Here is a 10,700-nt window from a genome sequence, read left to right as displayed (position 1 = left end):
CCCTTCGGGGGCGCGGCGGCTTCGGCAACGGGTGCGGCAGCGGCGGACATCGGCTCTCCTTGATGAGCGGGCACGGCACTCCGGCCGGCCAATGCAGGTGATTCTGGTGATCGGGCCTCGCGGCGATGCGGCGAAAAGGGGCGGTTTTCCGGTCAGTCCGGCACCGCCCGCGGCGGGACGCGGCGCTATGCGTACAAGTCCACGCCGCCGGGGCCGGCGCGGCTGCGCAGCACGGGGCGCGAGGGCGCCGCGGCCCCGGCGTCGGCGCGCTCGCGGCTGCCGGCGCGTGCGCCGCCGGGCTCGCCGTCGCTGCGGCCGTCGCCGCGCTGCCCGGGGTGCTGCGAGACGCCGCCGCCGGCCAGCGTCAGGCCGGCATCGCGCAGCGCGGCGGCCAGCTCGGGCAGGCTGGCCTCGATGGCCGCGCGCGTGGCGGCGGCCTGGGCGCCGAAGTCGATGCGGGCCTTTTCGCCGTCCAGCGCGATCTGCACCGACACCGGGCCCATCTCGGCTGGGTTGAGGTGGAGTTCGGCTTGCTGGATGCCGTCGCGGGCGAGCGTGCTGATCTCCAGGCCGAAGGCCTGCGCGAACTCCGGCGACTCCAGCGGGACCGGCATCGGCACGGCCAGCACCGGCGCCTCGGCGGCGACGGGCGATGTGCCGGGCGAGGCGGTCGACACGGGCTCGAAGCCAGCAGGCAGCGCGAAGCCGGTGGGCGAAGCCACCGGGGCCGGCTCGTGCGGCAGCGCTGCGGTGGCGGCGGGTGCGTCTTCCGACGCGCGGGCGGCCGGGGCGTCGAGGGCCGGCACGGCCTCGCGGGCGCCCTTGTCGGCACTGCGCGCGGCGGTCGGGCCGTGGCCGGAGCGCGCGCCTGCGGCGGCCTGGACATCGGCTGCTTCGTCCGGCTGTGCAGCCGGACGGGCATGGGGCAGGCCCCGCGGATTGAGCATCACGCCGGCTGCGTCAGCCTCCGGCTCCGACTCGGTCGTCGTGGCCGGGGCCTCGGCGGGGACCTCGGGCCGGTGCAGGGATTGCAGCCACTGCGCCAGCGCCGGGTCGAGCGGGGCCGCGTCTTCGTCGGGCCGGCGCGCCGGATCGGCCGCCTCTCGCGGCGACTTGGCCACGTCCGGCGACTCGCGCGGCGCCTCGGTGGTCGCGGCGCGGGTCGTGCCGCGAGCCGCCTGGCGGTTGCGTGCCTGGCGGCCCTCGTCGGGGCGCCCGGCAGGCGGCGGCTCGTCGGCCGGCGCCTGCAGCGCCATCAGCTGGGCGAAATCGCCCTCGCCGCTGGGCGGCGGCTCGCTGGCGGGCGGGCGCGCGGCGGGCCGGGGGGCGGTCTGGATCGGCGCGATGCTCATGGCGGTCGGCTCAGAAGCGGGTGGTGGCGGCGGCCAGGCGGTTCCAGGCGGCGCGCGAGGCGAGTTCATCGAGCGTGCGCTGCTCGCGCTGCTCGCGGGTCTTCTCGATCTCGGCCACGCGGCGCTCGATCAGCTTGAGCACCGAGGCCACGCGCAGCTCCTGCTGCTGCAGCGTCTCGGCGGCGCGCTCGAGCTGGCGCTCGGCCTGGGCCACCACGCGTTCCTGGTGCTCGATCGCCTGCGTCAGCCGCGTCACGAAGCCATGGAAGCTCTGCAGCAGCTGCACCTGGCCGGCCTGGGCGAAGCGCTCGGCCCAGCGCCGTTCGTAGTCGCGCCGGTAGGCGACGAGCTGCTCCGCCTGGGCGCGCGCCGCCTCCAGTGCCTCACGCATGCGCTGGCGGTGGGACAGGGCCTCGTCGCGCTCGCCCTCGGCGTGCGAGAGCAGGGCCATCAGCGGCTGGATTTCCTTCATGGGGTGCGGTTGCCTGTTCGGGGAGTTCTTCAAGCGCCGACGGTGGCGCGCAACTGCTGCACGCTGGCCTCGAGCGGCGCGTTCTCGCGCATGTCCTGCTGCAGCAGCGCGCGCATGGCCGGCGCCAGGCGCACCGCGGTGTCGAGCTCGGCGTCGTGGCCGGGTGCGTAGGCGCCGAGCTGGATCAGGTCGCGCGCCTTGTTGAACTTCGACAGCATCTGGCGCAGCCGGCGCGCCGCGTCCACGTGCGGCTGCGGCGCCACGCTGGTCATCACCCGCGACACCGACTTCTCGATGTCGATGGCCGGGTAGTGGCCCGATTCGGCCAGCTCGCGCGACAGCACGATGTGGCCGTCGAGAATGCCTCGCGCCGCGTCGGCGATCGGGTCGTTGGTGTCGTCGCCCTCGCTGAGCACGGTGTAGAAGGCGGTGATCGAGCCGCCGCCGGCCACGCCGTTGCCGCTGCGCTCCACCAGCTGCGGCAGCTTGGCGAAACAGCTCGGCGGATAGCCCTTGGTGGCGGGCGGCTCGCCGATGGCCAGCGCGATCTCGCGCTGCGCCATCGCATAACGCGTCAGCGAATCCATCAGCAACAGAACGTCGAGGCCGCGGTCGCGGAAGTGCTCGGCGATCGCCGTGGCGTAATTGGCGCCCTGCATGCGCACCAGCGGCGGCGCGTCGGCCGGCGCAGCGACCACCACGGAACGCGACAGGCCTTCCTCGCCGAGGATCTCCTCAATGAACTCCTTGACTTCGCGGCCGCGCTCGCCGATCAGGCCCACGACGATCACGTCGGCCTGGGTGTAGCGTGCCATCATGCCCAGCAGCACCGACTTGCCCACGCCGGTGCCGGCGAACAGGCCGATGCGCTGGCCGCGCCCGACGGTGAGCATGGCGTTGATGGCGCGCACGCCGGTATCCAGCGGCTGGCGCACCGGCGCCCGGTCCATCGCGTTGATCGGGCGGCGGATCAGCGGCTCGTTGTGCACCTGCTCGATCGGGCCCTTGCGGTCCATCGGATGGCCATGCGAATCGACCACGCGGCCGAGCAAACCATCGCCCACCGGCAGATGCAGCGTGCGGTCCTCGCCGCGCCGCCAGGGGTGGCGCAGCGCGCCGAGCTTGAGCGGCACCACCGGCGTCGGCCGCGGGATCACGCGGGCCCCGCTGGCCAGGCCGTGCACGTCACCGGTGGGCATCAGGTAGGCGCGGTCGCCGTTGAAGCCGACCACTTCGGCGGTGACGGGGGGGGCGCCTTCCATGCGCACCTCGCACACCGAACCCACGGGCAGGCGGATGCCGGTGGCCTCGAGCACCAGGCCGGCCACGCGCACCAGCCGGCCCACCGTCTCCAGCGGCACCGGCTCGGCGGCGAAATTCCTCACGTCGGCGAGGAAGCGGCCCCAGTTGGCCGTGGTCGCGAGCGCGCGGTCCTCGAGCTGCGAACTCATCATGCGCCACTCTCCTCGTTCCACGGCGACTGCGAGCCGAGCGCCGCCGCAGCACGGCGCCAGCGCGACTCGATGCTCGCGTCGATGATGCCGATGTCGGACTCGACGACACAGCCGCCGCGCGTGACGGCCGCATCGGCCACCAGGCGTGCGCCGCGCGCCTCGAGGATCTCGGCCGCGCCCTGCGCCACCAGCGGCTGGTCGTCGGGGTGCACACGCACCGTCACGTGACGGGCCGACAGCAGCAGGGCCTCGATGGCTTCCTGCGCCACCGCCGCCACCTGCTGCGGGTTCGCCGCGAGCTCACCGCGCACCACCTGTCGCGCCAGCGACACCGCGGCATCGGCCAGCGCGCTGGCCATCTGCTGCTGCAGCGCGTCCATCTGGCCGGCGTAGCTCTGCATCAGCGCGCCCATCTGCGCGGTGGCCTGCTGGGCGAAGCTCTGCTTGAAGCTGTCGAGTGCGGCCAGGCCGTCGCGGTAGCCGTCGTGGTAGCCGCCCTGGCGCGCGGCGCGCAGCGCCTCGGCCTGCAGTTCCTCCGCGCTCTTCGGCGGCTCGGCCGCCGCAGCGGCCGCAGCGGCTTCTTCCTCGCCGCCGAGCGAACCGGGCTTCCAGGCGGCGAAGCCCGACAGTTCCTCGCGCGGGATGAAGCGCGTGTAGGCATGCGCGCCCTTGCCTCCGCCGGGTGGCGGCGGCACGTTGCGGATGCGTTCCTTCGGGTGGCCGCTCATCACAGGAACTCGTCGTCACCGCCGCCGCCGAGCACGATCTGGCCTTCGTCGGCCAGGCGGCGCACGATCTTGAGCATTTCCTTCTGCTCGGCCTCCACCTCGGAGACGCGCACCGGGCCGCGCGACTCGAGGTCCTCGCGCAGCGTCTCGGCGGCGCGGGTGGACATGTTCTTGAACACCTTCTCGCGCATCTCCGGCGTAGCGCCCTTGAGCGCGATGACGAGCGACTCGCTCTGCACTTCCTTGAGCAGCGCCTGGATGCCCTTGTCGTCGATCTTCTCCAGATCGTCGAAGGTGAACATGTTGTCCATGATCTTCTGGGCCAGGTCGTTGTCGACTTCTCGGATGTAGTCGAGCACCGCGGTCTCGACGCTGCTGCCCATCAGGTTGATCATCTCGGCGGCCGTCTTCACGCCGCCCAGCGAGGCCTTCTTCAGGCGATCGCCGCCGGCCAGCACCTTGCTCATCACCTCGTTGAGGTCCTTCAGCGCCGAGGGCTGGATGCCGTCGAGTGTGGCGATGCGCACCATCACCTCGTTGCGCTGGCGCTCGGGGAAGGTCCGCAGCACCGAACTGGCCTGGTCGAAGTCGAGGTGCACCAGGATGGCCGCGACGATCTGCGGATGCTCGTTGCGCAGCAGCTCGCCGACCGAGCCGGCGTCCATCCACTTCAGGCTCTCGATGCCGGTGACGTCGGCGCCCTGCAGGATGCGGTCGATCAGCAGGTTGGCCTTGTCGTCGCCGAGCGCCTTGCGCAGCACGCTCTTGACGTACTCGTCGGTGTCGGTCACGAGCATGCTTTGCGTGCCCGCGACTTCGTTGAACTTCTCCAGCACGCCGTCCACGCGCTCGCGCGGAATGGTCTTGAGCTTGGCGATCGTCTCGCCCAGGCGCTGCACTTCCTTCGGCGCGAGGTGCTTGAAGACCTCGGCGGCTTCCTCCTCGCCGAGGGACATCAGCAGGATCGCGGCGTCTTCGATACCTTGGTCATCCATGGCCATGTTCCGTCAGGCGGCCTCGCCGCTCACCCAGCCGCGCACGATGTTGGCCACCGCCGCTGGGTTCTCCTTGGCCAGCGTGCGTGCAGCGTCGAGGTGCTCGTTGCTCTTCGGCGCGGGCAGCGCGGCAGGCGTGCCGGGTTCGGGCAGGGCGGTCTCGTCGTCGACCACGGCGGTGAGCTGCTGGCCCGGCGCCGGCGGGGGCGGCGGCGCGAGCGCGGCCTTCATCGCCGGGCGGATCATTCCGAAGAAGACGATCAAGCCGAGCAGCGCCAGGCCGGCCGGCACCGCAGCGGCACGCAGCATGTCGATGACCTCGGGCTGCTTCCACAGCGGGAGGTCGACCTTCTCGATCTTCTCGACCTTGAACGGCGCGTTGATCACCTTCACCGAGTCGCCGCGGTCCTGCTTGAAGCCGATGCTCTCCTGCACCAGGGCCGTCAGCTTCTGGATCTCGTCGTTCGTCAGTGGCGTCGTGGTGGTCTTGCCCTTGGCGTCGGTGCTGGTGCGGTGGTTCACCACGACGGCGGCGTTCAGGCGCTTGACGGTGCCGGTGGCGTTGCGCGTCACGCGCACGGTCTTGTCGACCTCGTAGTTGGTGACGGCGTCACGGCGGCTGTTGCTGTTGCCGCCGCCCTGCGCGGCCTGCAGCGGCTGCGCGGCGCCGGTCAGCGGCGCGGTGGCCGGCACCGGCGGCTGGTTGGTGGCGGCACCGGGCACGCCCGAGGGCGCGCCGCCGCTGCTGCCGGTCTGCTCGCTGACCTGCTGGCTGCGGATCGCCACGCTGGCGTCGGTGCCCTGGTTGGGCGAGAACTCCTCCGACGTGGCCTCGGTCTGCGAGAAGTCGACGTCGGCGGTGACGGTGGCGCGCAGGTTGTCGCGGCCGACCAGCGGCTCGAGCAGCTCGAAGATGCGCTTCTGGTAGCCGGCCTCGACCTGCGCCACGTACTGCAGCTGCTGCGCATCCAGCCCGGCCTGCGGGTTGGCATGGTCGCCGGTCAGCAGCGCGCCGGTCTGGTCGAGCACGCTGACCGCCTTCGGGTTCATCTCCGGCACGCTGGAGGAGACCAGGTGCACGATGCCGGCGATCTGCGAGCGGTCCAGCGTGCGGCCGGGGTACAGCGTCAGCAGCACCGAGGCGCTGGGCTTCTGCTGTTCGCGGAAGAAGCCGTTCTGGTTCGGCAGCGCGAGGTGCACGCGGGCGTTCTGCACCGCGGCCATCGCGGTGATCGAGCGGGTGAGCTCGCCCTCGAGGCCGCGCTGGAAGGTCAGCCGCTCCTGGAACTGCGTCTGGCCGAAGCGGGCGCCGTCCATCAGCTCGTAGCCCACCACCGAGCCCTTGGGCAGGCCGGCGGCGGCGAGCTTCAGGCGCGCGTCGTGCACCTTGGAAGCCGGCACCAGGATCGCGGCGCCGCCGTCGGCGTGCCGGTAGGGCACGTTCATCTGCGACAGCTGCGCGATGATCGCCCCGCCGTCCTTGTCGGACAGGTTGGCGTACAGCACCTTGTAGTCGCCCTGGCTGCTCCACATCGTCATCGCCACGGCCACGGCGGCCAGGCCGGCCAGGCCGACGGCGAACATCAGCTTGGTTCGGGCGGGCATGGCGGCCACGCGGGCCCCGAACCCGGCGGGTTCGACCAGGGGCAGGGCGGTGGCGTTGGCTCTCGAGGCGACGACGGCGTTGTCCATGGGCGGTCGGTTCAGTCCCCAGGCACGAAGGCGCCCGGATCGAAACCGATTGTTCGAGAACTTGAGGGCCGCGGATGCCGCGAACAGCCCCGGCAATCGCGGCCAGTTCGCCCCACCGTGGCGGTGGGCCGTGGATACGATCACGCCACTCCCCCATGGTGAGGGCATGCCATGAACGTCACGCTGAAACCCTTCGACTTCGCCCAGGCGGCCGCCAAGGCCGGCCTGTCACCCAACGGCCAGCCGCTGAAGGCTGCGGGCCGGGTGGACGGCGGCGGCTTCCAGGCCGCGCTGACCCAGGCGCTGGGTTCGGTGAGCAACGCGCAGAACCAGGCCAGCCGGCTGCAGCGCGAGGTGCAGATGGGCAACCCGGAGGTCAGCCTGGAGGAGACGATGGTGGCCATGCAGAAGGCGCAGATCGGCTTCCAGGCCACGCTGACGGTCCGAAACCGGCTGGTCTCGGCCTACAGCGAGATCATGAACATGCAGGTCTGATCCTTCGGATCAGCTGCGAAGTGGCCGGCGCCGGGCCGCCCCAAGCCGGCCGGCGCCCCTTGGGGGCAGGAGCGCAGCGACTGGGGGGCCGACATCGGCTCAGGCCTGCTTGTCCAGCTTCTCGCCGAGGATGGGCACGTTGCCGTAGGGCGACGGCTGCTTCGAGGCCGGCTCCAGCTCGCGGGCGAGCCGGCTCAGCCACGGGAAGCGCGGCGGCACCGGCTGCTGGGTGTTCTCGTCGATCTCGACCAGCGAGACGGACTCGGACCTGGCCTGCTGGCGGGCCTGGGCTTCGGGCTGTGCGCTGGCCTGGTCGGCCGTTCTGCTGGTCGTCGCCGGCAGCACGACGCGTCCGACGCCAGAGACGTTGTTCACGCTCATGATGCGCTCCTTGTCGGGGCGAAAGTCGCTACGACAGGAGAATCGGCATCCCAAAGCCGGACTTGAGGGTGATTTCCCCCAAGCTGTAACGGGCTGTGAACAAGTCCCCGTGCCGTGCGGCGACGGGCGGCGGCAGGCGCTAGTCCAGGGACATGAGCCTTCTTCGCTTCTGCGTCTGGTCGATGAAGCGCTGCAGGGTGCGCTCTCCGTCTGCGCCGAGCTGCACGAACTCGCAGCCCAGCCGCGCTCCGCGCGCTTCCGGGTTGAGCACGCTGACATGCTGCAGCCGCAGGTTGGCCATCACCCGGGTGTCGGCGTCGAGGTCGAGCTGCACCTGGTTCATCACCATGCCCGGCTGCATCGGCGGCACGTCCTCGGGCAGGAACAGGGCGCAGCCGCCGATCGACACGTCGATCACGCGCAGCGCCAGCTGCATCTCCGCGATGGCCGGGTGACGCACCCGCGCCACCGGCGAGCTGCGCAGCAGCGGCCGCACGCGGAACGAGTTGCGGCGCTGGAAGCGGAACAGCTCGCGCGGCAGGCGCGCGCTGATCGCGCTGCCGCCCACGCCGCGCACCAGCACCAGGCCCTGCACGTCGAACTGCACCTTGATGCTGTCGAGGTAGCCCACGGCCACCGCCTCGTCGCACTCGACCAGCTGCTGCGTCACCGGCGCATGGGCGTCGGCGCTGAAGCTGAGCTGGCCGCGCGTGGGGTCGAGCGACCACAGCGTGGTGGAGAGCATCGCGCCGTTGCTGCCGTTGAGGTTGAGCAGCACGTTGCCGTCCTGGAACTGCTTGAGCATGGCCAGGATCTCGCGCGGCGCGGAGATGCGGAATTCGTCGAGCCCGCCATGCTGGGCGGACAGCGACTCCAGCGGCATCGGCAGGGTTTCCATGTCGATGTCGGCGCCTGGGTCAGTGGACGGTCTTGGTGCGGCCGGCGAGCAGCTCGTCGAGCTGCTCCAGCCACGGCTCGGCCAGGTGGCGGATCTCGGCGTCGTTGACGAGGATGCGCTGCATGATGCGCGACTTCAGCTGCGCCTCCTCGCTGGGCAGCGGCTGCTGCGCGGCGGCGTGCTTGAGCTGCGAGATCAGCAGCGCGCAGGCGCCCTCGAGCTTGACCACCTGGTCCCAGTTGCCGCTGCGGGCGGCCTCGAGCATGTCCTGGCTGGCCTGTTCGATGGCCTCGTAGTAGTTGAGCAGTTGCGACGGCATGGCGTGCGTTCCGGTCGGGTTCATCGAGGGCTGGCCGTTCACTGCGCCTTGGCCGTCACTTGCGGGCCGATCTCGGCCCAGGCGCTGCGCACCGGCGCCATCAGGCGCGTGCATTCGTCCAGCGCCTGCGCGTCGTTGTGCAGGTTCGCGTAGGTCAGCCGCATGCCGATGTAGGCGTACAGGGCGTCGAGGTCGGCGGCGATCTTGCCGCCGTCCTTCAGGTTCAGCGAAGCCTTCAGTCCCTCCTCGACGATGCGCGCGGCATGGCTGATGGCGCGGCCCTTGGCCTCGACCTGGCGGGCGAGCATCGCGCCGCGGGCGCGGGCCACCGCGTCGGCGAAGCCGTCGAAGAGCAGCTCGATCAGTTTGTGCGGGGAGGCGTTCGCGACCGCCGTCTCCAGGCCGATCTGCTGGTAGGCATTGGCGATGGAGTGCAGTGCGCGCGGCGGGGCGAAGGTGGCTGCGAACATCGGGGGCCTCGGTGCTGGTTGACTTGCTCTCAATATCGGCCCCGTGCAGGGCGACTTGAGATGCGCGAAGCCCCGGGAAGGCGCGTACGAACGCCCCTGTTCAGGCCTTGTTCCAGATCGCGACCTGCTGGGTCACGTAGGTGCTCAGGCCGTTGAGCTTGCCCAGCTGCGTGTCCAGCGCGGTGTACTGCTTCTCCAGGCGCTTCTGCGTCTGCGCGAGGCGCTCTTCCATGCGGTCCTGCTGCTTCTGGTTGCGCTTGAGCTTCTCGTTCAGGCCGTCGGTGCGCGAGGTCAGCGAGCCGTCGATGCCGAGGATGTCGCTCGCCAGGACACGGAAGCGCTTGCCGAACCCGTCGAGGCTGGGGTCGGTGAGGCTGGAGTTGGAGAACAGCGAGCGGATCTCGCCGAGATTGGCCAGCGCCTTGTCGAGCTTGGTGCTGTTGACCGTCAGGCTGCCGTCCTGCTGCATCTCCATGCCGATGTCGGACAGCCGCGAGAACACGGAGGACGCTCCGCTGCTGGCGCCGACCATGGCGCGCAGTTGCGTCTGCAGGCCGACGATGGCGCTGTCGCCCTGCAGCGGGCCAGCCTTCTTGGCGGCGGCGTCGTACTTGGTGCCGGTGGCGATGAGCTTGGCCAGGTCGGTGTAGGCCGCGGCGAAGTCGGTCAGCACCTTCTTGAGCGCATCGTTGTCGGGCTTCACGTCGACCGTCACCGGGGCGGCGGTCTCGGCATTGAGCGTCAGCGTGACCCCGTCGAGCACGTCGGTCAGCGTGTTGCTCTGCGAGGTGACCGGCAGGTTGTTGACCGTCGCCGTCGCGTTGGCCGCCGCCTGCGCCGGCGTGGCCCCGCCCGTCTGGCTCACGTGGTCGAAGGCCAGGCCGTCCAGGCCGGTGCCGCTGACCGTGGTGGTGAAGGCGTTGTCGGTGCCGGTGGCGTTGGCGCGCATCACCAGACGCGCGCCGCTGCCGTCGTTGAGGATGCTGGCGGTGATGCCGGCGCCGGCGGCGTTGATCTTGTCGCGGATGCCAGCCAGCGTGTCGGTGGCCTCGATGGTGACGTTGAACGGATCGCCGCCGCCGGCGCGCTGGATGGTCAGCGTGCCCGAGCCCAGCGTGGCCGTGCTCGCGGCGACCGCCGGCGCGGCGATGGTCTGCGCCTTGGCCAACGTGCCCACCGAGACCTCGAACTGCGCCGGGCTCGCGGTGCTGCTGGTGGTAATGCCCACCGCGCTGTTCGACGAGGTGCCGGTGGTGGTCTTCCAGAAGTCGGTGGAGGCCAGCTTGGCCGACAGGTCGCGGAACTTGGACAGCGCGCTCTTGATCTTGCCGACCTCCGAGATCTGCGACTGGATCTTCGTCTCGGCGGTCTCCAGCTGCTTGAGCGGCTGGCGTTCGATGGCCATCAGCTGCGTGATGATCGAGCTCACGTCGAGCCCGCTGCC

12 protein-coding genes are annotated in these 10,700 nt (G+C 71.1%); 1 reads left to right on the top strand and 11 read right to left on the bottom strand.

The window, feature by feature from the left end; genetic code table 11:
* Nucleotides 1–185 precede the first annotated feature (185 nt).
* The 6 genes from AB7U92_RS13495 to fliF are packed head-to-tail and all read right to left on the bottom strand — an operon-like array spanning nucleotide 186 to nucleotide 6,693.
* Nucleotides 186–1,352, bottom strand: a complete 1,167-nt coding sequence (locus AB7U92_RS13495; RefSeq protein WP_428577555.1) for a flagellar hook-length control protein FliK — start codon at nucleotides 1,350–1,352, stop codon at nucleotides 186–188.
* Nucleotides 1,353–1,362: 10 nt separating this feature from the next.
* Complete coding sequence (gene fliJ, locus AB7U92_RS13490) at nucleotides 1,363–1,824, bottom strand: flagellar export protein FliJ (RefSeq protein ID WP_428577552.1); 462 nt, start codon at nucleotides 1,822–1,824, stop codon at nucleotides 1,363–1,365.
* 29 nt (nucleotides 1,825–1,853) lie between these two features.
* On the bottom strand, nucleotides 1,854–3,278 hold the full coding sequence (gene fliI / locus AB7U92_RS13485) for a flagellar protein export ATPase FliI (RefSeq protein ID WP_428577549.1): 1,425 nt from the start codon (nucleotides 3,276–3,278) through the stop codon (nucleotides 1,854–1,856).
* Complete coding sequence (locus tag AB7U92_RS13480; RefSeq protein ID WP_428577546.1) at nucleotides 3,275–4,006, bottom strand: FliH/SctL family protein; 732 nt, start codon at nucleotides 4,004–4,006, stop codon at nucleotides 3,275–3,277. Before AB7U92_RS13480 ends, fliI begins: the two co-directional genes overlap by 4 nt.
* Complete coding sequence (fliG, locus tag AB7U92_RS13475) at nucleotides 4,006–5,001, bottom strand: flagellar motor switch protein FliG (protein WP_428577543.1); 996 nt, start codon at nucleotides 4,999–5,001, stop codon at nucleotides 4,006–4,008. The genes AB7U92_RS13480 and fliG overlap by 1 nt, the downstream gene beginning before the upstream one ends.
* Before the next feature lie 12 nt (nucleotides 5,002–5,013).
* Nucleotides 5,014–6,693: a flagellar basal-body MS-ring/collar protein FliF gene (gene fliF, locus AB7U92_RS13470; protein WP_428577541.1), complete on the bottom strand. Its 1,680-nt coding sequence runs from the start codon at nucleotides 6,691–6,693 to the stop codon at nucleotides 5,014–5,016.
* 171 nt (nucleotides 6,694–6,864) lie between these two features.
* Between fliF and fliE the strand changes: the two genes are divergently transcribed.
* Nucleotides 6,865–7,188: a flagellar hook-basal body complex protein FliE gene (gene fliE, locus AB7U92_RS13465; protein WP_428577538.1), complete on the top strand. Its 324-nt coding sequence runs from the start codon at nucleotides 6,865–6,867 to the stop codon at nucleotides 7,186–7,188.
* A 99-nt stretch (nucleotides 7,189–7,287) separates the two neighbouring features.
* On the opposite strand, the gene AB7U92_RS13460 is transcribed toward fliE, so the two are convergent.
* From AB7U92_RS13460 to fliD, 5 genes are all read right to left on the bottom strand, one after another.
* Nucleotides 7,288–7,569: a hypothetical protein gene (locus AB7U92_RS13460; protein ID WP_428577536.1), complete on the bottom strand. Its 282-nt coding sequence runs from the start codon at nucleotides 7,567–7,569 to the stop codon at nucleotides 7,288–7,290.
* Between the two features lie 139 nt (nucleotides 7,570–7,708).
* Nucleotides 7,709–8,467, bottom strand: coding sequence for a flagellar brake protein (locus AB7U92_RS13455; protein WP_428577533.1), 759 nt, complete (start codon nucleotides 8,465–8,467; stop codon nucleotides 7,709–7,711).
* Between the two features lie 19 nt (nucleotides 8,468–8,486).
* Nucleotides 8,487–8,786: a flagellar protein FliT gene (locus tag AB7U92_RS13450; RefSeq protein WP_428577530.1), complete on the bottom strand. Its 300-nt coding sequence runs from the start codon at nucleotides 8,784–8,786 to the stop codon at nucleotides 8,487–8,489.
* A 38-nt stretch (nucleotides 8,787–8,824) separates the two neighbouring features.
* A complete protein-coding gene (fliS, locus tag AB7U92_RS13445; protein WP_428577527.1) occupies nucleotides 8,825–9,256 on the bottom strand; it encodes a flagellar export chaperone FliS in 432 nt (143 codons plus the stop codon).
* Nucleotides 9,257–9,356: 100 nt separating this feature from the next.
* On the bottom strand, nucleotides 9,357–10,700 hold a 1,344-nt coding region (gene fliD / locus AB7U92_RS13440; protein WP_428577524.1), incomplete at its 5' end, for a flagellar filament capping protein FliD.

The organism is Piscinibacter sp. (assembly GCF_050175855.1).
Taxonomy (GTDB): Bacteria; Pseudomonadota; Gammaproteobacteria; order Burkholderiales; family Burkholderiaceae_C; genus Piscinibacter.
This window is presented reverse-complemented; position numbering and strand designations above follow the sequence as displayed.

Bases quoted from the DNA above. Each gene is read 5' to 3' on its own strand.
- AB7U92_RS13495 (WP_428577555.1), bottom strand. From the start codon at position 1,352: ATGAGCATCGCGCCGATCCAGACCGCCCCCCGGCCCGCCGCGCGCCCG.
- AB7U92_RS13455 (WP_428577533.1), bottom strand. From the start codon at position 8,467: ATGGAAACCCTGCCGATGCCGCTGGAGTCGCTGTCCGCCCAGCATGGC.
- AB7U92_RS13460 (WP_428577536.1), bottom strand. From the start codon at position 7,569: ATGAGCGTGAACAACGTCTCTGGCGTCGGACGCGTCGTGCTGCCGGCG.
- fliF (WP_428577541.1), bottom strand. From the start codon at position 6,693: ATGGACAACGCCGTCGTCGCCTCGAGAGCCAACGCCACCGCCCTGCCC.
- AB7U92_RS13450 (WP_428577530.1), bottom strand. From the start codon at position 8,786: ATGCCGTCGCAACTGCTCAACTACTACGAGGCCATCGAACAGGCCAGC.
- AB7U92_RS13480 (WP_428577546.1), bottom strand. From the start codon at position 4,006: ATGAGCGGCCACCCGAAGGAACGCATCCGCAACGTGCCGCCGCCACCC.
- fliJ (WP_428577552.1), bottom strand. From the start codon at position 1,824: ATGAAGGAAATCCAGCCGCTGATGGCCCTGCTCTCGCACGCCGAGGGC.
- fliI (WP_428577549.1), bottom strand. From the start codon at position 3,278: ATGATGAGTTCGCAGCTCGAGGACCGCGCGCTCGCGACCACGGCCAAC.
- fliG (WP_428577543.1), bottom strand. From the start codon at position 5,001: ATGGATGACCAAGGTATCGAAGACGCCGCGATCCTGCTGATGTCCCTC.
- fliS (WP_428577527.1), bottom strand. From the start codon at position 9,256: ATGTTCGCAGCCACCTTCGCCCCGCCGCGCGCACTGCACTCCATCGCC.
- fliE (WP_428577538.1), top strand. From the start codon at position 6,865: ATGAACGTCACGCTGAAACCCTTCGACTTCGCCCAGGCGGCCGCCAAG.